Source organism: Pseudomonas iranensis, assembly GCF_014268585.2.
GTDB classification, from domain to species: domain Bacteria; phylum Pseudomonadota; class Gammaproteobacteria; order Pseudomonadales; family Pseudomonadaceae; genus Aquipseudomonas; species Aquipseudomonas iranensis.
The window spans coordinates 1284223-1306266 of record NZ_CP077092.1 but is presented as its reverse complement, the minus strand read 5'-3'; the positions used below and the strand labels follow the sequence as shown (position 1 = coordinate 1306266).

Annotated in this window: 17 protein-coding genes; 11 read left to right on the top strand and 6 right to left on the bottom strand. The window is 59.6% G+C overall.

What is annotated here, in order from left to right; all coding sequences use genetic code 11:
- Window positions 1-259: 259 nt before the first annotated feature.
- From moaE to HU724_RS05680, 6 genes are all read right to left on the bottom strand, one after another.
- Window positions 260-712: a molybdopterin synthase catalytic subunit MoaE gene (gene moaE, locus HU724_RS05705; RefSeq protein ID WP_016771590.1), complete on the bottom strand. Its 453-nt coding sequence runs from the start codon at window positions 710-712 to the stop codon at window positions 260-262.
- 2 nt (window positions 713-714) lie between these two features.
- Entirely contained in the window at window positions 715-957 is a 243-nt protein-coding gene (locus tag HU724_RS05700; protein ID WP_016771591.1) for a MoaD/ThiS family protein, read from the bottom strand.
- Entirely contained in the window at window positions 954-1427 is a 474-nt protein-coding gene (moaC, locus tag HU724_RS05695) for a cyclic pyranopterin monophosphate synthase MoaC (protein ID WP_008080206.1), read from the bottom strand. The genes HU724_RS05700 and moaC overlap by 4 nt, the downstream gene beginning before the upstream one ends.
- A gap of 240 nt (window positions 1428-1667) precedes the next feature.
- Window positions 1668-3062, bottom strand: coding sequence for a PhoH family protein (locus HU724_RS05690; RefSeq protein ID WP_024011685.1), 1395 nt, complete (start codon window positions 3060-3062; stop codon window positions 1668-1670).
- Window positions 3063-3400: 338 nt separating this feature from the next.
- Window positions 3401-4477 carry a polysaccharide deacetylase family protein gene (locus HU724_RS05685; protein WP_437180356.1) on the bottom strand — a complete coding sequence of 359 codons (1077 nt, stop codon included), beginning with the start codon at window positions 4475-4477 and terminating at the stop codon, window positions 3401-3403.
- A gap of 220 nt (window positions 4478-4697) precedes the next feature.
- Window positions 4698-5881 (bottom strand): IS3 family transposase gene (locus tag HU724_RS05680; protein ID WP_217847178.1). Its coding sequence is split into 2 segments (ribosomal slippage): window positions 4698-5617 and window positions 5617-5881, totalling 1185 coding nucleotides; the frame shifts between segments, so codons are not numbered across the junction.
- 229 nt (window positions 5882-6110) lie between these two features.
- On the opposite strand from HU724_RS05680, the gene yaaA reads away from it, so the two are divergent.
- The 11 genes from yaaA (at window position 6111) to HU724_RS05625 (ending at window position 22030) form a co-directional block, all read left to right on the top strand.
- Window positions 6111-6890 carry a peroxide stress protein YaaA gene (gene yaaA / locus HU724_RS05675; protein ID WP_186568172.1) on the top strand — a complete coding sequence of 260 codons (780 nt, stop codon included), beginning with the start codon at window positions 6111-6113 and terminating at the stop codon, window positions 6888-6890.
- An 809-nt stretch (window positions 6891-7699) separates the two neighbouring features.
- Window positions 7700-9016 carry a nucleotide sugar dehydrogenase gene (locus HU724_RS05670; protein ID WP_130900379.1) on the top strand — a complete coding sequence of 439 codons (1317 nt, stop codon included), beginning with the start codon at window positions 7700-7702 and terminating at the stop codon, window positions 9014-9016.
- A gap of 99 nt (window positions 9017-9115) precedes the next feature.
- Entirely contained in the window at window positions 9116-10597 is a 1482-nt protein-coding gene (gene alg8 / locus HU724_RS05665) for a mannuronan synthase (protein WP_186568170.1), read from the top strand.
- Between the two features lie 35 nt (window positions 10598-10632).
- A complete protein-coding gene (locus tag HU724_RS05660; RefSeq protein ID WP_024011680.1) occupies window positions 10633-11802 on the top strand; it encodes an alginate biosynthesis protein Alg44 in 1170 nt (389 codons plus the stop codon).
- 15 nt (window positions 11803-11817) lie between these two features.
- Window positions 11818-13335 (top strand): alginate biosynthesis TPR repeat lipoprotein AlgK, encoded by a 1518-nt coding sequence (gene algK / locus HU724_RS05655; protein ID WP_437180347.1) that lies wholly within the window; start codon window positions 11818-11820, stop codon window positions 13333-13335.
- A complete protein-coding gene (locus HU724_RS05650) occupies window positions 13332-14813 on the top strand; it encodes an alginate export family protein (RefSeq protein WP_024011678.1) in 1482 nt (493 codons plus the stop codon). Before algK ends, HU724_RS05650 begins: the two co-directional genes overlap by 4 nt.
- A 26-nt stretch (window positions 14814-14839) precedes the next feature.
- A complete protein-coding gene (gene algG, locus HU724_RS05645) occupies window positions 14840-16411 on the top strand; it encodes a mannuronan 5-epimerase AlgG (protein WP_051600606.1) in 1572 nt (523 codons plus the stop codon).
- An 11-nt stretch (window positions 16412-16422) separates the two neighbouring features.
- Window positions 16423-17889: an alginate O-acetyltransferase gene (locus tag HU724_RS05640; protein WP_122751910.1), complete on the top strand. Its 1467-nt coding sequence runs from the start codon at window positions 16423-16425 to the stop codon at window positions 17887-17889.
- An 8-nt stretch (window positions 17890-17897) separates the two neighbouring features.
- Window positions 17898-19010, top strand: a complete 1113-nt coding sequence (locus HU724_RS05635) for a mannuronate-specific alginate lyase (protein ID WP_186568166.1) — start codon at window positions 17898-17900, stop codon at window positions 19008-19010.
- A 271-nt stretch (window positions 19011-19281) separates the two neighbouring features.
- Window positions 19282-20847, top strand: a complete 1566-nt coding sequence (locus tag HU724_RS05630; protein WP_024011674.1) for an MBOAT family O-acyltransferase — start codon at window positions 19282-19284, stop codon at window positions 20845-20847.
- Window positions 20848-20857: 10 nt separating this feature from the next.
- Window positions 20858-22030, top strand: coding sequence for an alginate O-acetyltransferase (locus tag HU724_RS05625; RefSeq protein WP_016771604.1), 1173 nt, complete (start codon window positions 20858-20860; stop codon window positions 22028-22030).
- Window positions 22031-22044: the final 14 nt, after the last annotated feature.

The following is a 22044-nucleotide window of genomic DNA, read 5'->3' as shown; positions in this document are numbered from 1 at the left end:
CGTTCTCTCGCGGGTTGTTGTTGGTTTGGCGAAGAAGAGCAGCTACAAGCGGCAAGCTGATAGCTGCAAGACAGAAGCTTTTTTGTACTTGGAAATCCATACTGGACTCTCAGGTACAAATCGTCAATCGGGTAGAAAGGGAAGGACTTTCGGTGTCGCAGATGACGCCTTCGCGAGCAGGCTCGCTCCCACAGGGGAACGCATTTCAAATGTGGGAGCGAGCCTGCTCGCGAAGACTGACTGGAGGGCGCTACAGGAATTACTTCTTCCAGCGATCGGCGGCGGCATGATCACTGTCCCGCCCTTCGACCCAACGTGGTCCATCGCTGGTGTTTTCTTTCTTCCAGAACGGCGCGCGGGTTTTCAGGTAGTCCATGACGAAGGCGCAGGCATCGAAAGCGGCCTGGCGGTGGGCGCTGGCGGCGCCGACGAAGACGATCGGCTCGCCCGGCTCCAGCGCGCCAATGCGGTGCAGCACTTCCAGCTTGAGCAGCGGCCAGCGCTGCTCGGCTTCGACAGCGATCTTGCCGAGGGCTTTTTCGGTCATGCCCGGATAGTGTTCGAGGAACATCCCGGCCACGTCGAGACCGTCGTTGAAGTCGCGCACGTAACCGACAAAGCTCACCACCGCGCCAACGCCGACATTGGCCGCGTGCATCGCATTGACTTCAGCGCCCGGATCGAACGGCGTGGCCTGCACGCGAATCGCCATGTTCAGCCTCCGGTCACGGTGGGGAAAAACGCCACTTCGTCGCCATCGACCACCGGCTCGTCGAGCTGGCAGAGGTCTTCGTTACGTGCGCACATCAGGTTCTGCTCGCTCAGCACTTCGGCGCCATCACGTTGCGCCAACAGTGCGCGAACGTCATCGACGGTGGCGAAATCGCCTTCAACCGCAACCGAATCCACGCCCAACGCTTCACGGTAACGGGCAAAAAACTTCACGGTCAGTTTCATGGCTGCTCCGCCTGGAAGTGGCCGCTCTTGCCGCCGACCTTCTCCAGCAGCCGCACGCTCTCGATGGTCATGCCACGATCCACGGCTTTGCACATGTCGTAAATGGTCAGGGCGGCGACGCTGGCGGCGGTCAGCGCTTCCATCTCGACACCGGTCTGCCCGGACAGCTTGCAGCGAGCGACAATGCGCACGCTGTCCTCACCCTCGGCGCTGAGTTCGACTTTGACGCCGGTCAGCATCAGCGGATGGCACAGGGGAATCAGATCGCTGGTCTTCTTCGCCGCCTGAATCCCGGCGATGCGCGCCACGGCGAACACATCGCCCTTGGGGTGGCCGCCACTGACGATCATCTGCAGGGTTTCAGGGAGCATGCGCACCAGCGCTTGAGCGGTCGCTTCACGGAACGTCACGGCTTTTTCAGTGACGTCGACCATGTTGGCGCGACCTTGGGAATCGAGATGAGTCAGCACGGGATTACTCCTGATCAGGAGCGTGGATTGTAAACCTGTGGGTCAGATATCCGCATCACTGATTATGAAATCACCGTTGCCCCCTGTGGGAGCGAGCCTGCTCGCGAAAGCGGATTCAGATTCACTATAGATGTCGACTGATACACCGCATTCGCGAGCAGGCTCGCTCCCACAGGAGATATGCATTCATCCATAAAAAAACCGGGCGGCTTTAAGGGCCGCCCGGTCTTGTGGGAAGGGTTACAGATGCGATTCGGCGTATTCGGCCAGGATCGAGCGAGGCACCCCTTGCAGGGTGATGTGCACACCGTTGGGGAAGTCCTTGAAGCGTTCGGTCAGGTAGGTCAGCCCGGAGCTGGTCGCGGACAGGTAAGGGGTGTCGATCTGCGCCAGGTTGCCCAGGCACACCACTTTGGAACCGGCACCGGCACGGGTGATGATGGTTTTCATCTGGTGCGGCGTGAGGTTCTGGCATTCGTCGATCAGGATCAGGCTCTGCTGGAAGCTGCGACCACGAATGTAGTTGAGCGATTTGAACTGCAACGGCACTTTGCTGAGGATGTAGTCGACGCTGCCATGGGTGTTTTCGTCATCCATGTGCAAGGCTTCGAGGTTGTCGGTGATGGCGCCCAGCCAAGGCTCCATTTTCTCCGCTTCGGTGCCGGGCAGGAAACCGATTTCCTGGTCCAGGCCCTGCACGCTGCGGGTGGCGATGATGCGGCGATAACGTTTGCTGACCATGGTCTGCTCGATCGCAGCGGCCAGCGCCAGAATGGTCTTACCGGAACCGGCGGCGCCAGACAGGTTGACCAGATGAATGTCCGGGTCAAGCAACGCATACAGGGCCAGACTCTGATAGATGTCGCGCGGCTTCAGGCCCCACGCCTCCTGATGCAGCAGCGGTTCCTGGTGCAGGTCGAGGATCAGCAGGCGGTCTTCCTGGATTTCCTTGATCCAGCCGACAAAGCCCTGCTCGTCGATGATGAACTCGTTGATGTGCACGGCCGGCAGGTTGTCGATCAGTTGCACCTGATGCCAGGTGCGGCCGTGGTCCTGACGGGTTTCGACCTTGCTCACGCGGTCCCAGAAGGAGCCGGTCATGTTGTGGTAGCCGTTGGGCAGCAGGGACACGTCATCGACCAACTGGTCGGTGCTGTAGTCCTCGGCATCGATGCCACAGGCGCGCGCCTTGAGGCGCATGTTGATGTCTTTGGTGACCAGCACCACCGGTTTCTGCGGATCGCGGGTGTGCAGATCAATCAGTTGGTTGATGATTTTGTTGTCGTTCAGATGCTCGGGCAGAATCAGGTTCGACTCGGCCTGCTTGCTCATCAGAATTGACAGCAAGCCTTTCGGCCCGCCCTTGCCGCGCTGGATCGGCACACCCAGTTCGACGTCCTCGGGGGACGCATCGCCCAGGGTTTTGTCGATCAGGCGGATCGCCTGACGGCATTCGGCGGCCACGCTGTGATGGCCGCTCTTGAGCTTGTCCAGCTCTTCCAGCACGGTCATCGGGATGGCGACGTGGTGTTCTTCGAAATTCAGCAGGGCATTTGGATCGTGAATCAATACGTTGGTATCGAGTACATACAGGATTGGCTGGTTGGAGGAAGGGCTGCGTCCGTGATCATCCATACTCGGTCACCTTTGTGGGAGCCATTCGACGCAATACCTTGACAGTGCTGCGCCTCGAGGTGACTGCCGAATTCATCCACGAGGGCCTGGATGAACTGCACACAATAGGAGTCTGGGAAGACGCCACCTGTGTTGCAGGTTTCGGCGGTCTGTCTTCGTAATACTCCAAAACCGATGACATAAAAAAGCACTTTGACGGTTTTTTTAAGTTTATTTTGCAGAGTGACGAAAAGCCCTTGGCGGACTCCCCGTACCCCGCTAAAGTCGGAAGTCCGCCTGCATCGCATTCTTCCTGAAAATTACCCCAAGCCCAATGTTTCCGGGCTTTTTGTCGTTTCTCAACGAAACGCGTCCTGACAGTCTTCCCAGCCAATGCCGCTCTGCGCAGTCTGGGTGATCAGCCACGGCAAGGACGTCTTCACCGCATCCTGTTTCATGTTGAAATTGATCACTCCATGACGCCACAGCAGCATCAGGGTCAACACTCGCTGCGCGCTCGCCGGGCCCTTGAGCTTGCCGGCACCGTCCTGAGCATCAATTTCCCACAGCGCCACTTGCAGGCCCTGGCTATTGAAAAAACCTTGCGCGTCACTGCGGCGCTGGCCATCCGGCGGACGGAACAGCGGCACGTAGTTTTCCGGCAGTTTGTTTTTCACCAGATCGGCGCTGCGCCGTACCGAATCCTGCCAGTCCTGCCAATGGCTGTGGGAGCGGAACTCCCAGCCCTGCACGCCCACGCACTGCCGGGAGAAACTCGCCTGCAGGCTGCTGACCGAACGGCCGGTGAGTCGCGCCTGAATATCCTTGCCCAGGACAAAGAATGTCCCGCTCAGATTGGACTTGCGCAAGTACTCGGTCAGCCAGTCGGTGTTGTCCGGTTGCGCGTTGGCGGCGCTGTCGAAGGTCAGCAGAAACAGCCGGTCGTGCATGTCGTCGCCGTTGCGCTCGTAGTCGCCGAAACGATCGAATTCGTTACTGGTTTGCGGCGACAGCGCGGCCTTGCGCATCAACTCGTCGAGGTACTGCAAATGGAAGATCCGGCTCGGCTCGGCCCATTTGGTGTAATAACTGTCGTCGCTGACGACGAACTTGGCCGCCTGCTCGCGCAGGGTCGGCAGGTCTTCGACGAGGAAGCAGAACGAGGCGTCCTGATCGCAGCTTTGCTGGGCGTGGTTGTAGTTGGCGAGCAAGCGTTGCCAGAGGCGCTGGCGCAGCTGATTGACCGCATCGATATTGACCGTGCGCAGGCCCAGGCGCTGGGCCAGTGCTGCCTCGTCGATGGACTCGGTGCCGAGCAGGCCGCGAGCGAACATGAGGATTTCCGCCCGCGACGCGACGTCGAACAGGGTCGGATTGCTGAGCTGCTCCGGCCAGGTCGTGCGATCCAGCGTCGCCGCGTCACCGGGCGCCGCCATGGCGCCGAAGCTCAGCAGCCACGCGGTGAATATAAGAACAATGCGCAAAGGGATGTCTCCATAACAAAACCCGCGCGGCACTATAGCTGATGTGCAAGATTCAAGGTCGTCACCCTCACCCCAGCCCTCTCCCAGAGGGAGAGGGAGCTGACCGAGCGGTTCTTTCGATATCCGTCTACCTGAGCTATCGAGTCGAACTCAAATTTGAATCCTGCAGTGGTCAACTAATTCCGGACACCTCGATAGGTGGTTTTGACGCCATCGCCCGCTCATAGACGGTCGGTGGCAGATAGCCCAGTTTCGAGTGCAGCCGTTCGTTGTTGTAAAACCCAACGATGTACTCGGTGATGTCGCGGATCGCTTCAGCATGGTTCGCGTAGTCACGTCGCCATACCCGTTCCATTTTCAAACTCAGGAAGAAGCGCTCCATCACGGCATTGTCCCAGCAATTACCTTTACGGCTCATGCTCTGCTGCATGTCGTTTCTTGCCAATAACTCTCTGTAAGTTGCGCTCGCGTATTGGCTGCCACGATCCGAGTGGGCAATCAGTCCTGGCGGTGGTTGACGTTGCGCGATGGCCAGCTGCATTGCGGTGCACACCAGCTCTGCCGGCATGTTGGGAGCCATCGACCAGCCCACGATCTTGCGTGAAAACAAGTCCAATACCACGGCCAGGTACAGCCAGCCACTGCGGGTGCGGATGTAGGTGATGTCAGCCACCCATGCCTTGTTTGGTGCCGCTGGATCAAATTTTCGGTTCAGCACATTCCCAGCAATCGGCAGGTCATGATTGCTATCGGTCGTGTGTACAAACTTGCGCTTCCATGCCGAGCGTAGGCCGTTGGCACGCATCAGACGGCGGATTTTATACAGCCCAACAGACAAGCCTTTGCCACGCAAAGCGTCGCGCAATGGGCGGCTGCCGTAGCAGCCACCACTCTCGGCAAAAGAAGCCTTGAGCTGCACAACGACAGGGCAACTCTGCCGAACGGGCGCATCAACCCGCTTCTGAGACTCATAGAAGCCCGAACGGCTAATGCTCAGTAGTCGACAGACATGTGCCACTGAGTAAGCCTTCTCTTGCAGCTGCCGAACCAGTCGATACCTTACTTCAGCTCGCGGGCAAAGAAGGCGGTAGCCTTTTTTAGGATGTCGTTATCCACTTTGAGCTGCCGATTTTCCTGCTCCAATTGCCGGATGCGCTGTTGCTCCGCCGTTAATGGTTTACCGATTCCGGCCTGCCCCAATTGCTCTGCCTCGTATTGCTGAAGCCAGCGTCGAACGGCTGTCTCACCAATGTTCAGATCCTGGCAAACCTGCGAAACGGTTAGCCCCTGATCCTTGACCATCTTCACGACTTGCAGCTTGAAGCTGTCGTCGAATGCCCTGCGTTTTTTGGTCATGAATAACTCCTCGATAGATGTATTTTCCACCTATCGGGGTGTCCGGGGAAATTAGACCACTGCATCCAGCGAACATCGGCCCCCTCTCCCTCTGGGAGAGGGCTGGGGTGAGGGTAAAATCCACCAACCGTCGCAAATCCCGGCACTTGCACCGACCTATAACCCCCATAGCTGGAGTCAACAAGAACAACCCCCTAGAATCGCCCCCACGATTAAAGGAGACGACTTCATGCTGATGGTGATTTCCCCCGCCAAGACCCTCGACTACGAAACACCGCCGGCGACCCAGCGCTTTACCCAGCCGCAGTACCTCGATCATTCCCAGGAATTGATCCAGCAGTTGCGCGAGCTGAGTCCGGCGCAGATCAGCGAGTTGATGCACGTGTCCGACAAGATCGGTGGCCTCAACGCCGCGCGTTTCGGCAGTTGGACACCCGCCTTCACCCCGGACAACGCCAAACAGGCGCTGCTTGCCTTCAAGGGCGATGTGTACACCGGCCTGGATGCTCAGTCCTTCAGCGAAGCGCAATTCGATTACGCGCAAAAACACCTGCGCATGCTCTCCGGCCTTTATGGCCTGCTGCGCCCACTGGATCTGATGCAACCCTATCGCCTGGAAATGGGCACCAAACTGGCCAACGCCCGTGGCAAGGATCTGTATGCGTTCTGGGGCACGCGCATCAGCGAGTGGCTGAATGAAGCGCTGGCCGATCAGGGCGATGACGTACTGCTCAACCTTGCTTCCAACGAATACTTTTCTGCGGTCAAGCGCAGCGCGTTGAAGGCGCGGATCATCAATACCGAGTTCAAGGATCAGAAGAACGGCCAGTACAAGATCATCAGTTTCTACGCGAAGAAAGCGCGCGGCCTGATGAGCCGTTTTGTGATCCAGGAACGCATCAACGACCCGGCTCAGCTCAAGCAATTCGATGTACAGGGTTATCGCTACAGCGCCGAGCAGTCGAAACCCGACAATCTGGTGTTTTTGCGCGACCACGCCCCGGAATAAAGCATGCCCTTTGCACGACTCTTTTCCTCAGGAGTCGTGCAGTCCGCCCGAAGTCAAAATCCCCCCGCGACATATCGCCAAATTCATGGCGCCAATAAAACCACACTCAATTTTCTAATTTTAGTTTCACTCGACACTGAAGTTTTTTTTCAGTAGTGGCACCTAAATTTTTTACCCGTAGTGGCACAAAACTATCGGCCCCGGTTCCGCCCCGATAACTAAAGGGCGAAATCGTTAGTGCTATCAATTTGCACCCAGTGCCATCTTCATCAATATTTCAAAAAATTTCGGCTGGCACGATGAGCGGGCTGGAACTATGTCCAAATGCGTTGCTCATACCACCGGTAACGATTCTCACCGAGTTTGTACGAGATAACTTACGCAGAGCTGATAGCCATGTAACCAAGTTGTCACAGCAACTTGCCTGAGTGACTAACGAGTCTCAAAACAATCGAAGGACAGGAGATACGCACCATTAATATCCCCTACAAAGGCCAAGGCCGCGCCCCTATAAACGTGCTCGCCTGAGCACCTAACTGCTTGATTTACCGGCTCCCTACCGGACGTCGAGCAGGCTACACGACTGCACTAGAGTCTTCCCGCACGGAAGATCGGCTGCATAACAGGGCAAGTCATAACAACAAGGCCTAGTTGCGCACATCTTGAGTGCACTTATTAGACACTCGGAACTTTGTATGCCTGCACACGGCATTGTGGCGCCTGTAAGCCGCACTTCCGAGTGCACTAGTGACCGCTGAACACCATTAACTCCGGCCTTCTAAGGCCTGATATATACAGAGGTAATTGCGATGCGCATCAGCATATTTGGTTTGGGTTACGTTGGCGCAGTATGTGCCGGTTGCCTGTCTGCACGGGGCCATGACGTAGTTGGCGTCGATGTTGCCAAAGACAAGATCGACATGATTAACGCCGGCAAATCGCCGATTGTAGAACCAGGCCTGGGCGAACTGCTGCAGCAGGGTATCCAGACCGGTCGTCTGCGCGGCACGACCAACTTCGCCGAGGCGATTCGTGATACCGACCTGTCGATGATCTGCGTCGGCACGCCAAGCAAGAAGAACGGCGACCTGGAACTGAACTACATCGAGGCCGTGTGCCGCGAGATCGGTTTTGTCCTGCGTGAAAAAACCACCCGTCACACCATCGTCGTGCGCAGCACCGTGTTGCCAGGCACCGTGGCCAACGTGGTCATCCCGATTCTGGAAGACTGCTCGGGCAAGAAGGCTGGCGTCGATTTTGGCGTAGCGGTCAACCCGGAATTCCTCCGCGAATCCACCGCCATCGCTGACTACGATCAGCCACCGATGACCGTTATCGGCGAGTTCGATACCGCCTCGGGCGACGTTCTGCAATCGCTGTACGAAGAACTCGACGCACCGATCATCCGCAAGGACATCGCCGTTGCCGAGATGATCAAGTACACCTGCAACGTCTGGCACGCGACCAAAGTGACCTTCGCCAACGAGATCGGCAACATCGCTAAAGCCGTCGGCGTCGATGGTCGTGAAGTGATGGAAGTGGTTTGCCAGGACAAGACTCTGAACCTGTCCCAGTACTACATGCGCCCGGGCTTCGCCTTCGGCGGTTCGTGCCTGCCCAAAGACGTGCGTGCGCTGACCTACCGCGCCGGTTCCCTGGACGTCGAAGCGCCGCTGCTCAACTCGCTGATGCGCAGTAACGAATCGCAAGTGCAGAACGCTTTCGACATCGTTGAAAGCCATGAAAAACGCAAAGTCGCCCTGCTCGGTCTGAGCTTCAAGGCCGGCACCGATGACCTGCGCGAAAGCCCGCTGGTCGAACTGGCGGAAATGCTGATCGGCAAGGGTTACGACCTGAGTATCTACGACAGCAACGTCGAATACGCCCGTGTCCATGGTGCGAACAAGGACTACATCGAATCGAAGATTCCGCACGTATCGTCCCTGCTCAACTCCGACTTCGACTCGGTGATCGACAACTCCGACGTGATCATCCTCGGCAACCGCGACGAGAAATTCCGTTCGCTGGCCCAGGAAGCGCCGCAGGGCAAGCAAGTCATCGACCTGGTGGGCTTCATGTCCAAGCCCACCAGCGCCGGTAGCCGCACCGAAGGCATTTGCTGGTAACGCAGCCCCAAGCGACAAGCGTCGAGCTGCAAGTCAACGCGATTGGCTTGCAGCTTGAAGCTTGCAACTTGCAGCTTCCCTTACCTTCGGATGACGGTTATGACCAAGCTCAAACATTTTTTTCTGCAATCAGCCGGCTGGCTTTTTTATCTCAGTCTGCTGATGGGCCTGGCCTTGATGCTGCCCACGTCCACATTCGACTCCGAGTCGAAGGACTTCATTTTCCTGATTGGCGCCGTAGGTATCTGGCGCTACTCGATGGGTGCAACGCACTTTGTGCGCGGCATGATTTTTCTCTACATCGTTTACCCGCACCTGCGTCGCAAAGTACGCAAGCTGGGTAAAGCGGCCGACCCGTCGCATGTGTTTCTGATGGTCACCAGCTTTCGTATTGACGCGCTGACCACCGCGCAGGTCTACAGCTCGGTGATCCGCGAAGCCATCGACTGCGAACTGCCGACCACCATTGTCTGCTCGATCGTGGAAATGTCCGACGAGCTGCTGGTCAAGGCGTTGTGGGCGCGGATGAATCCGCCGGAGCGGGTCAAGCTCGACTTCGTGCGTATCCCCGGTACCGGCAAGCGCGATGGTCTGGCCTTCGGTTTCCGCGCGATCTCCCGTCACCTGCCGGACGACCGTGCCGTGGTGGCCGTGATCGACGGCGACACCGTGCTCGGCGAAGGCGTCGTGCGCAAGACCGTGCCGTGGTTCCAGCTGTTCGGCAATGTCGGCGGCCTGACCACCAACGAGTTTTGCGAAGTGCGCGGCGGCTACATCATGAGCGAATGGCACAAGCTGCGTTTCGCCCAGCGCCACATCAACATGTGCTCGATGGCCCTGTCCAAGCGCGTACTGACCATGACCGGGCGGATGTCGGTATTCAAAGCCTCCGTGGTGACCAATCCGGAATTCATCGCCGACGTTGAAAGCGACTCGCTGCAACACTGGCGTCTGGGCCGCTTCAAGTTCCTGACCGGTGACGACAAGTCGAGCTGGTTCAGCCTGATGCGCCTGGGTTACGACACCTTCTACGTGCCGGACGCCGCGATCAACACCGTTGAGCATCCGCCGGAAAAGAGCTTCATCAAGGCCAGCCGCAAGCTGATGTTCCGCTGGTACGGCAACAACCTGCGCCAGAACTCGCGCGCACTGGGCCTGGGTATCCGCCGCTTGGGCGCGTTCACGTCGGTGGTGCTGTTCGACCAGCGCGTATCGATGTGGACTTCGCTGTTCGGCCTGACCGTTGCGCTGATCGCCAGCTTCAAGTACGGCACCGCGTTCATCCTCGTGTACCTGCTGTGGATCGGCATCACCCGCCTGATCCTGACGCTGTTGCTGTCGTGTTCCGGTCACCGCATCGGCCCTGCTTACCCGGCGATTCTGTATTACAACCAGATCGTTGGCGCCCTGGTGAAGATCTACGTTTTCTTCCGCCTCGACCAACAATCCTGGACTCGCCAGCCCACATCCCTGACCCGTGATCTCGCCAGCTTTCAACGTTGGTTCAACACCTGGTCGTCTCGGACCATGACCTTCTCCGCCGGCAGCATTTTTGTCGCCGTGCTGCTGATGATGGTCTGACCCGCTCCTATTGAATTAACAAGGAAATCGCCCCTATGAATACCGCCGTCAACGTCAACGTAGTGCATGAATCCGAAGCCCAGCGCCAGCACGCTCGCGTGAAAATCCCGGCCAAGCTGCGTTTCTTCGGCCCTGACCGGACTCCGCTCGAAGCGCGGGTCCTCGATCTGTCGGCTGGCGGTCTGGCGTTCAACGCCGGGCAGATGCCGCTGACCATCGGCGAGGTGTACAAGGCGCGTCTGCAATTTGTCATCGACAATCTCGGCCTGGCCATGGACGTTGAACTGCAGGTGCGTTCCTTCGATCGCGCCACCGGCCGCGCCGGCTGCCAGTTCCAGAACCTCGAGCCGCAGGACATTTCCACCCTGCGCCACCTGATCACTTCGCACCTGGCCGGCGACATCGTCAGCATCGGCGAAGTGCTGGCGACCCTGCAGCGCGACAACTTCACCAAGGCGCGCAAGAACAAGACCAACGACACCGGCATGACCCCGTTCGGCCGCCTGAAAGCCGTGACCTTCAGCGCCGGTATTTTCGCCGTTGGCCTGGTCGCTGCCGGTTTCATCTTCAAGTCGGTATACGGCATGTACTTCGTCAGCCACGCCCAGGCCGGTCTGGTCAGCGTGCCGGGGATGAACATCACCATGCCGCGCGACGGCACCGTACAAAGCCTGGTCAAGTCCGACGGTGTTGCCGCCAAAGGCGCACCGCTGGCGACCTTCAGCACCAGCATGCTCGACGTACTCAAGGGCCATCTGGCCGAAGACCAACTGGCCCCGGCCAAGGTTGAAGAACTGTTCGGCAAGCAAATGACCGGCACCCTGACCTCGCCGTGCGACTGCACCGTGGCCCAGCAACTGGTGGCTGACGGTCAGTACGCGAGCAAGGGCGACGTGATCTTCCAGTTGGTGCCGCGCAACACCCAGGCCAACGTTGAAGCACGCTTCTCCTATCGCCAGTTCGGTGACGTGCGTCCAGGCACTCCGGTGAGCTTCCAGATCGCCGGCGAAGACAAGACCCGCACCGGCAAGATCGTCAGCAGCACCAGCCTGAAGAGCGCCGACCTGTCCTCCGACATTCGCGTACAGATCCAGCCTGACGAGCCGCTCGACAGCAGCCTGGCCGGCCGCCCGGTGGAAGTGAACAGCGACCGTGGCCCGAACCTGAACTGGCTGATCGACAAAGCCATGGCTGCCGGTCTTTAAGTCGAGGACATGCCTGTGACTACGCATAACTTGAACACACCGCCGACCCTGTGGGAGCGAGCCTGCTCGCGAAAGGGCCAGCGCGGTTTGTCTGAAGTACCGAGTCGACTGCTTCGCGAGCAGGTCGGATCGCCGCACCGTCGCTCCCACATGGGATTGATGGTGTGCTCGCTGGCACTGGCAGTTTCTCTGGCCGGTTGCGCCGGGCTGCCCGATCAGCGTCTGGCCAACGAAGCGCTCAAGCGTGGCGACACCGCCACCGCTGCGCAGAATTACCAGCAACTGGCCGATCTGGGTTACAGCGAGGCGCAAGTCGGCCTGGCTGATATCCAGGTCGACAGCCGCGACCCGGCGCAGATGAAACAGGCCGAAGCGACTTACCGCGCAGCGGCCAGCGTGTCGCCGCGTGCCCAGGCACGTCTCGGTCGTCTGCTGGTGGCCAAGCCGGGCTCCACCGAAGCCGAGCACCACGAAGCCGAAACCCTGCTGAAAAAAGCCGCCGCCAATGGCGAAGGCAACACGTTGATCCCGCTGGCGATGCTGTATCTGCAATACCCGCACAGCTTCCCGAACATCAACGCCCAGCAGCAGATCGATCAGTGGCGCAAATCCGGTTACCCGGAAGCCGGTCTGGCGCAGGTGCTGCTGTATCGCACCCAAGGCACCTACGACCAGCACCTGGATGACGTGGAAAAAATCTGCAAGGCCGCGCTCAACACCACCGACATCTGCTACGTCGAACTGGCCACCGTCTACCAGAAACGTGGCCAGCCGGAGCAACAGGCCGAGCTGATCAAGCAGATGCAGGCCGGTTACAGCCGTGGCACCGTCACCGCGCAGCGTGTCGATTCCGTGGCCCGCGTGCTGGCCGATTCGACCCTGGGCAAGACCGACGAAAAAACCGCGCAGGCGCTGCTCGAGCCGATCGCTCCGGGCTACCCGGCGTCGTGGGTCACCCTCGCGCAATTGCTTTACGACTTCCCCGAACTGGGCGACGTCGACCAGATGATGAAGTACCTGGACAACGGCCGCGCCGCCGACCAGCCGCGCGCCGAACTGCTGCTGGGCAAGGTCTACTACGAAGGCAAACTGGTTCCGGCTGACGCGAAAGTTGCCGAGGAACACTTCCAGAAAGCCGTTGGCCGCGAAGTCGCCGCCGATTACTACCTCGGCCAGATCTACCGCCGTGGCTACCTGGGCAAGGTCTATCCACAGAAGGCTCTCGACCACCTGCTGACCGCTGCGCGCAATGGCCAGAACAGTGCCGACTTCGCCATCGCCCAGCTGTTCTCGCAAGGCAAGGGCACCAAGCCCGACCCGCTGAACGCCTACGTGTTCAGCCAACTGGCCAAGGCGCAGAACACCCCGCAAGCCGATGAACTGGCAGCGACCCTCGAGGCGCAACTGCCGCCCGAGCGCCTGCCCGAAGCCCGCCGCCTGTTGCAACAGGAACAGGCCAGCCGTGGCGCCCTGAACTCGAACACGCTGCAACTGCACGCCCTGCAAGAAGAAGACGGCGAGGAAAAACTATGAAGCTGAACCCATTCGTGAAGGCCGGTATTGGCCTCACCTTCGCGCTGCTCTGGTCTTGCCCGACACTGGCTGCGATGACTGAAAGCAAGAACTTCGGTCTGGAAGTGAAACTCACCGGCCAGTCCGAAGACGACCGTGACCTCGGCACCGCCGGCGGCGGCGACGTCAACGGCGTGGGCCTCGACCTGCGTCCGTGGATCTACGGCGAAAGCGGCGCGTGGAGCGCCTACGCGATGGGTCAGGCCGTGACCTCGACCGACATCATCGAGACCGACACCCTGCAACAATCGGACGGCGAACAGGCCACCGACAGCGGTGATCGCGAAACCAAGAAAAACTACCTGGCGATGCGCGAGTTCTGGGTCGGCTACAGCGGCTTCACGCCCTACCCTGGCGAGATCCTCAAGTTCGGTCGTCAGCGTCTGCGCAATGACGACGGCCAATGGCGCGACACCAACATCGAAGCGCTGAACTGGACCTTCGACACCACACTGCTGCGCGCCAACGCCGGTGTTGCCGAGCGTTTCAGCGAGTACCGCACCGACTTGAAAGAGCTGGCGCCGAAAGACAAGGATCGCCTGCACGCCTACGCCGACGCCGCTTACCAGTGGACGCCGGGCCAGTGGGTCGGCATTCGCGGTCACCATACCCACGATGACGGCAAACTCGATTACGCCGAGCCGGGCGTCCCGCGCGACTCGCTGGACAAGACCGAGAACGGCGACATCAGCTGGATCGGCCTGACCGCCGACAGCGACGCCTACAACTGGCGCAACACCAACACCGTCAACTACTGGGGCAGCATCACCGGCATGAGCGGCGACCGCGACACGGTCAACGCGCTGAACGCCGACGGCACGCGCCCGACCCAAGCCAAGCGCAGCGATGACATCAGCGGCTGGGCAGCCGATGTCGGCGTGCGTCTGCGCCTCGATCCGCAGTGGCAAGTCGGCGGTGCCTACGCCCGCGCCAGTGCCGATTACGAACAGAACGGTTTGGAGAGCAACCGCTCCAACTACACCGGTACCCGCTCGCGCGTGCACCGTTTCGGCGAAGCGTTCCGTGGCGAAATGAACAACATGCAGACCGCCACCCTGTTCGGTTCGTGGATGGTCAACGACGAGTACGACGCCAGCCTGATCTACCACAAATTCTGGCGTGTCGACGGCAACAAGCCGGTCGGCAGCAACGGCATCAACGCGGTGGAAAACAACACCGACGACGTCACCGGCGCAATCCTCTCCAGCACATCCTTGCCGCTTGAAGATGGCAACAAGGACCTGGGTCAGGAAATGGACCTGGTCGTCACCAAGTACTTCAAGCAAGGCCTGTTGCCGGCGGCGTTGAGCCAGTCGATCGACGAGCCTTCGGCACTGGTGCGTTTCCGTGGCGGTGTATTCAAACCGGGCGATGCCTACGGCAGCCAGGTTGATTCCTACATGCACCGCGCATTCATTGACGTGATCTGGCGCTTCTGATGCAAACCGCCAAGGGAGTGCCCGACATGATCAGCACCAGAACAGGCTCACTCAGCCTGCTGGCCGGCGCGATGCTGCTGGCCAGCGCCGGCGCCTTCGCCAATGTTGAACCGGCGAAACCTGCGACCGTGGCCAAAGAACTGCAACAGGCCAAGACCTACACCGTCAGCAGCGCGCCGACCGACGCGCTGAAACTGGCCAAGCCGACACTGCCCGACCTCTCCGGCTTCACCGCCGAAGCCGCAGCCGCGAAGATCGTGCGCAGCAAGCCGGGCAAGATCAGCGTGCGCCGGATGATGCAGGAAAACGCCCTGAAGGACTTCATCGGCGGCGATAACAAGATGGCCGAATGGGTGGTGCGTCAGCACGGCATCCCGCAGGCGATCTTCATCGACGACGGCTACATGAACCTCAAGGATCTGGCGAAAAAACTGCCCAAGCAGTATTTCAGCGAGACGTCCCCGGGCGTGTACCTGGCCAAATTGCCGATCGTGGTCGGCGAGAAAGGCATCCTCGAAATCGATGGCCAGACCCAGGAACTGCGCCTGTCCCAAGAGGCCGGTTCGTTCCTGGTCAACGACGGCAAACTGTTCGTGCGTGACACCAAAGTCACCGGCTGGCGCGAGAAGGACAACGGCCCGGCGACCTTCCGTTCGCCGAAGGAATTCCGTCCGTTCCTGCTCGCCTGGGGCGGCACCGAGACCTACATCGTCAACAGCAAGATGGCCAGTTTCGGTTACGCCAACAGTAAGTCGTACGGGGTGAGTATTTCCCAGTACACGCCGAACATGGCCAAGGTCCTCAAGCGCCCGGAACCGACCGGCTGGATCGTCGGCTCCGAGTTCTCGGACATGTGGTACGGCTTCTACTGCTACGAAACCAGCGACTTTGTGGTCAAGGGCAACACCTACAAAGACAACATCGTCTACGGCATCGACCCGCATGACCGCTCGCACCGTCTGATCATTGCCGAGAACACCGTTCACGGCACGAAGAAGAAGCACGGGATCATTATTTCCCGTGAGGTCAACGACAGCTTCATCTTCAACAACAAGAGTTTCGACAACAAGTTGTCGGGCCTGGTGATCGACCGTAACAGCGTCAACAACATCATTGCCTACAACGAGATCTACAAGAACCACACCGACGGCATCACGCTCTACGAGTCTGCCGACAACCTGCTGTGGGGCAACAAGGTCATCAGCAATACCCGTCACGGCATTCGTATCCGTAACAGCGTGAACATCCGCCTCTACGAAAATGTTGCCATGACCAACGGCCTGACCGGTATCTACGGCCACATCAAGGACCTGACCGACACCGACCGTGACATCAAGCTCGACCCGTTCGACGCGCAGGTCTCGCTGATCGTCGTCGGCGGCGAGCTGGCGGCCAATGGCAGCGGCCCGCTGTCGATCGACTCGCCGCTGAGTGTCGAGCTGTATCGCGTGTCGATGCTGGCGCCGACCAAGTCCAGCGGGATCAGCTTCAACGGCATCCTCGGCGAGCGCCAGGATGAAATTCTCGATCTGTTGGTGCGCCAGCAGAAAGCCGTGCTGATCGACCCTGTCGAACGCCAGACCGAATTGCAGGACTGAGGATAATTTTTATGCACCCACACATGATCAAACTGCTCAGCCTCTCGGCCCTGACCCTCGGCATTCTCGCTGCCGGCAACGCCCGCGCCGACGCTGACGGCGCAAGCGTCACGCCACCGAAGTTCACCGCCGAGCCGTGCTGCAACCTGTGCCCGGCGGCCCATGACGCGAAGAACTACACCACGCGTTATCAGCAGAACTTCACCACCCTGGTACAGGCTCAGGGCGACTGGCTGTTCCGTACCCAGGAAGACCTGCGCACCGAGTTCAACACCACGCCGGCCGGCTACAAGCGCCTGCAACAGTTGCACGATGCGTTCAAGAGCAAAGGCGTCGAGTTGGTGATCGTCTACCAGCCGACCCGTGGCCTGGTGAACCGCAACAAGCTCAACCCGCAGGAAAAAGCCGCGTTCGATTACGAGAAAGCCCTGGGCAACTACAAGACCATGCTCGGCCGTTTCGCCAAGATGGGCTACGTGGTGCCGGACCTGTCGCCACTGACCAACGAATCGCTGCCGGACACCCTGCCCGCCCACGATTTCTACTTCCGTGGCGACCAACACTGGACACCTTACGGTGCCCAGCGCACGGCAAAAATCGTCGCCGAAAAGGTCAAGCAGATCCCGGCCTTCGCCGACATTCCCAAGCGTGAATTCGAGACCAAGCGCTCCGGACGCATGGGCAAGACCGGCACTCTGCACAACATGGCCGGGCAACTGTGCGGCACCAGCTACGCGATCCAGTACATGGACCAGTTCACCACCGAGCCGAAAGGCGAGGCTGGTGACGGCGACCTGTTCGGCGATTCCGGCAATCCGCAGATCACCCTGGTCGGTACATCGCACAGCGGCAAGAACTACAACTTTGCCGGTTTCCTCGAAGAAGCCATCGGCGCCGACATCCTCAACGTGGCCTTCCCCGGCGGCGGCTTCGAAGGTTCGATGCTGCAGTACCTGGGCAGCGAGGAATTCCAGAAGACCCCGCCGAAGATTCTCATCTGGGAATTCTCGCCGCTGTATCGCCTCGACCAGGAAACCATCTATCGCCAGATGATGGCCCTGCTCGATAACGGTTGCGAAGGCAAGGACGCGCAGATGTCCGCCAGTGCCACGCTGAAGCCGGGCAGCAAGCAAGAACTGCTGGTCAACAGCAAGAACCTGAACCTGCAGAACGCCAACCATCAGGTCGACATCCGCTTCGCCGACACGTCGGTGAAAACCCTGCAAGCCACCCTCTGGTACATGAACGGTCGCCACGAGGACATCAAGATCGAGAAACCGGAAACCTCCGACACCGACGGTCGTTTCGCCTTTGAGCTGCGCACGGACGAAGACTGGGCCTCGCAAAACCTGCTGGCGGTCGAAGTCCAGGGTCCTGAAGCCGGACCTGACGCCGCGCCACAAAAAGTCGAAGCGAAAATCTGCAAACGCAACGTATTCCCGGGCGTCGGTCAACAGACCGCGCAGCTCGGGCAATGAGGTCTGCTATGCGAAATCCGAAACTGAAAAACCTGTTGGCACCGACACTTCTGAGCCTGGCGATGTTCGCCGGGGCAACTCAGGCTGCCGCGCCATTGCGTCCACCGCAGGGCTACTTCGCCCCGGTGGATAAATTCAAGACCGGCGACAAGAGCGATGGCTGCGACGCGATGCCGGCGCCGTACACCGGTCCGCTGCAATTTCGCAGCAAATACGAAGGTTCGGACAAGGCCCGCGCGACGCTGAACGTGCAGTCGGAAAAAGCCTTTCGCGACACCACCAAAGACATCACCACGCTGGAACGCGGCACCGCCAAGCGCGTCATGCAGTTCATGCGCGACGGTCGCCCGGAACAGCTCGAATGCACGCTCGACTGGCTGACCGCGTGGGCCAAGGCTGACGCGTTGATGTCCAAAGACTTCAACCACACCGGCAAGTCGATGCGCAAATGGGCGCTGGGCAGCATGGCCTCGTCGTACATTCGCCTGAAATTTTCCGACTCGCATCCACTGGCCCAGCACCAGCAGGAAGCGCAGGTGATCGAAGCCTGGTTCAGCAAAATGGCTGATCAGGTGGTCAGCGACTGGGACAACCTGCCGCTGGAAAAAACCAACAACCACTCGTACTGGGCCGCCTGGTCGGTGATGGCCACCGCCGTCGCCACCAACCGCCGCGACCTGTTTGATTGGGCGGTGAAGGAATACAAGGTCGGCGTCAATCAAGTCGATGCCGATGGCTTCCTGCCCAACGAACTCAAGCGCCAGCAACGCGCCCTCGCCTATCACAACTACGCCCTGCCGCCGCTGGCGATGATCGCCAGTTTCGCCCAAGTCAATGGTGTCGATCTGCGTCAGGAAAACAATGGCGCACTGAAGCGTCTGGGTGACCGCGTGTTGGCCGGCGTCAAGGACCCTGACGAGTTCGAAGAAAAGAACGGCAAAAAGCAGGACATGACCGACCTGAAAGAGGACATGAAATTCGCCTGGCTCGAACCGTTCTGCACGCTCTACACCTGTGCGCCGGATGTGATCGAGAAGAAGCGCGACATGCAACCGTTCAAGACTTTCCGTCTTGGCGGCGACCTGACCAAGGTCTACGACCCGTCGCATGAAAAGGGCTAAAAGCCCCTCACCCTAACCCTCTCCCGGAGGGAGAGGGGACTGACCGAGGTGGCTGTGCGAGTTACGCCGAAATGAAATACCGAGTCGATCTCCATTTTTGAAAACCATGGAGATCAGGCTCCCTCTCCCTCCGGGAGAGGGCGGGGGGTGAGGGGCGCGGTCTGAAGGCCAGCTCCGACCTCAAGCGAACACTGTGTCACCCCTCCACTATCACGGGGGGTTTGGGGGGGCTTTGGCCCTTGACTGTTGGTTCAAACATGGAGAGATCGGGATGGTATTTTCATCCAACGTGTTCCTGTTTCTGTTCTTGCCGATCTTTCTCGGCTTGTACTACCTGAGCGGGCAACGCTATCGCAACCTGCTGCTGCTGATCGCCAGCTACGTGTTCTACGCCTGGTGGCGAGTGGACTTCCTCGCGCTGTTCGCAGCGGTCACGCTGTGGAACTACTGGATCGGCCTCAAGGTCGGTGCTGCCGGCGTGCGAACCAAACCGGCGCAGCGCTGGCTGCTGCTCGGCGTGGCCGTCGACCTGTGCATCCTCGGCTACTTCAAGTACGCCAACTTCGGTGTCGACAGCATCAACGAGATCATGACTTCGTTCGGTCTCGAGCCGTTCATCCTCACCCACGTGCTGCTGCCGATCGGTATTTCGTTCTACATCTTCGAATCGATCAGCTACATCATCGACGTGTACCGTGGCGACACTCCGGCGACGCGCAACCTGATCGACTTCGCAGCATTCGTGGCGATCTTCCCGCACCTGATTGCCGGCCCGGTCCTGCGTTTCCGCGATCTGGCCGACCAGTTCAACAACCGCACGCACACCCTCGACAAGTTCTCCGAGGGCTGCACGCGGTTCATGCAGGGTTTCATCAAGAAGGTCTTCATCGCCGACACCCTCGCTGTGGTCGCCGACCATTGCTTCGCCCTGCAGAACCCGACCACGGGTGACGCCTGGCTCGGTGCGCTGGCGTACACCGCGCAGCTGTATTTCGACTTCTCCGGCTACAGCGACATGGCCATCGGCCTGGGCTTGATGATGGGTTTCCGCTTCATGGAAAACTTCAAGCAGCCGTACATCAGCCAGTCGATCACCGAGTTCTGGCGCCGCTGGCACATCAGCCTCTCCACCTGGCTGCGTGACTACCTGTACATCACCCTCGGCGGTAACCGTAAAGGCACGCTGATGACCTATCGCAACCTGTTCCTGACCATGCTGCTCGGTGGTCTGTGGCACGGCGCGAACATCACTTACATCATCTGGGGCGCCTGGCACGGCATGTGGCTGGCGATCGAAAAAATGCTCGGTCTGAACACTTCGCCGCGCAGCCTCAACCCGATCCGTTGGGCACTGACCTTCCTGCTGGTAGTGATGGGCTGGGTGATCTTCCGTGCCGAGAACCTGCACGTTGCCGGGCGCATGTACGGCGCGATGTTCAGCTTCGGCGACTGGTCGCTGTCGGAACTCAATCAGGCCAGCCTGACCGGTCTGCAAGTGGCAACCCTGGTGGTGGCTTACGTGACCCTGGCCTTCTTCGGCCTGCGTGACCTGTACACCAATCAGCCGCCAGCCAAGACCAAACCGGAAGTCAACGTCGAGGCCGATGGCCCTGCGACCGCGACGCCGGGAATGATCAAGGCAGCGCCTGGGGAAAATCCGGCGAGCATCCACGAACCTGGCTACACCGTCGGCGTCGAAGCCCAGGTGCAACCGGCCTACTGGACCGCCGACTGGTCGCGCTACGTGATGCGCGGGCTGATCCTGCTGCTGTTCATCGCCTCGATTCTCAAACTCTCGGCGCAAAGCTTCTCGCCGTTCCTTTACTTCCAGTTCTGAGGGATCTGACATGACCCGCTCATTACGCATCTTCTACATCGCCCTGTTCCTGGTGACGCTGTTGGTCCTCGGTCTGTGGTCGATTCGCAGCTTCTTCGGCTTCAGCACCAACGCCGACGCGACGGTGCTCAATGGCCGCTGGACCAAGGCGGTGGAAACCCACTACGACGATGAATTCCCGATCAAGCGTCTGGGCACCAACCTCTGGGCCGCGCTGGATTTCAAACTGTTCAACGAAGGTCGTCCGGGCGTCGTGCTCGGCCGCGACCAGTGGTTGTACAGCGATGAAGAATTCAACCCGATCGTCAACGAACAGCAGAACCTGCAAGGCAACTACGCGCTGGTCGAAGGCGTGCGCCAGACCCTGAAAGAGAAAGGCGTGAAACTGGTGATGGCGATCGTCCCGGCCAAGGTGCGTCTGTATCCGGAGCATCTGGATGAAGTGAAGCCTTCGAGCATTCACCAGAACCTGTATCAGGATTTCCACGCCCGTGTCGCGGCCGACAAGATCCTCGCCCCTGACCTGCTCGGCCCGCTGCAACAGGCCAAGCAGAACGGTCAGCAAGTGTTCCTGCGCACCGACACTCACTGGACCCCGGAAGGTGCCGAGATCGCAGCCAACACTCTGGCGAAAACCATTGCCGAGAAATTCCCGCTGAGCGGCGAGCCACAGCGCTTCGTTACCACGCCAGCAGAGAAGGTCACGCACAAGGGCGACCTGCGTCTGTTCCTGCCGCTCGATCCGCTGTTCGAAAACATGATGCCGGCGCCTGAGCCACTGCTCAAACGCAACACCGTTGCCGCCGAGCAGCCTGCCGGTGACGACGCCCTGTTCGCCAACAGCGAAGTACCGGTCGCGCTGATCGGCACCAGCTACAGCGCCAACCCCAACTGGAACTTCGTCGGTGCGCTCAAACAAGCGCTGCACAGCGACGTCGTCAACTACGCCGAAGACGGCCATGGCCCGATTCTGCCGATGCTCAGCTACCTGAAAAGCGATGACTTCAAGAACAGCCCGCCACAAGTGCTGATCTGGGAGTTTCCTGAACGATATCTGCCTGTGAACAACGAAATCGGCGACGCCGACCCGCAGTGGGTCGCAGAGCTCAAACAAGCCGGCGCCCGCCAACAAAACGTAGCCATCAACACTAAATCCGAGACGCCCGATCGGGCGCAAAACTGAAAGAGAGGTACACC

Excerpts from the sequence above, each read along its gene's own strand:
- moaE (WP_016771590.1), bottom strand. The coding sequence starts at position 712 with ATGGCGATTCGCGTGCAGGCCACGCCGTTCGATCCGGGCGCTGAAGTC.
- HU724_RS05700 (WP_016771591.1), bottom strand. The coding sequence starts at position 957 with ATGAAACTGACCGTGAAGTTTTTTGCCCGTTACCGTGAAGCGTTGGGC.
- HU724_RS05690 (WP_024011685.1), bottom strand. The coding sequence starts at position 3,062 with ATGGATGATCACGGACGCAGCCCTTCCTCCAACCAGCCAATCCTGTAT.
- HU724_RS05685 (WP_437180356.1), bottom strand. The coding sequence starts at position 4,477 with ATGGCGGCGCCCGGTGACGCGGCGACGCTGGATCGCACGACCTGGCCG.
- yaaA (WP_186568172.1), top strand. The coding sequence starts at position 6,111 with ATGCTGATGGTGATTTCCCCCGCCAAGACCCTCGACTACGAAACACCG.
- HU724_RS05670 (WP_130900379.1), top strand. The coding sequence starts at position 7,700 with ATGCGCATCAGCATATTTGGTTTGGGTTACGTTGGCGCAGTATGTGCC.
- alg8 (WP_186568170.1), top strand. The coding sequence starts at position 9,116 with ATGACCAAGCTCAAACATTTTTTTCTGCAATCAGCCGGCTGGCTTTTT.
- HU724_RS05660 (WP_024011680.1), top strand. The coding sequence starts at position 10,633 with ATGAATACCGCCGTCAACGTCAACGTAGTGCATGAATCCGAAGCCCAG.
- HU724_RS05650 (WP_024011678.1), top strand. The coding sequence starts at position 13,332 with ATGAAGCTGAACCCATTCGTGAAGGCCGGTATTGGCCTCACCTTCGCG.
- algG (WP_051600606.1), top strand. The coding sequence starts at position 14,840 with ATGATCAGCACCAGAACAGGCTCACTCAGCCTGCTGGCCGGCGCGATG.
- HU724_RS05640 (WP_122751910.1), top strand. The coding sequence starts at position 16,423 with ATGCACCCACACATGATCAAACTGCTCAGCCTCTCGGCCCTGACCCTC.
- HU724_RS05635 (WP_186568166.1), top strand. The coding sequence starts at position 17,898 with ATGCGAAATCCGAAACTGAAAAACCTGTTGGCACCGACACTTCTGAGC.
- HU724_RS05630 (WP_024011674.1), top strand. The coding sequence starts at position 19,282 with ATGGTATTTTCATCCAACGTGTTCCTGTTTCTGTTCTTGCCGATCTTT.
- HU724_RS05625 (WP_016771604.1), top strand. The coding sequence starts at position 20,858 with ATGACCCGCTCATTACGCATCTTCTACATCGCCCTGTTCCTGGTGACG.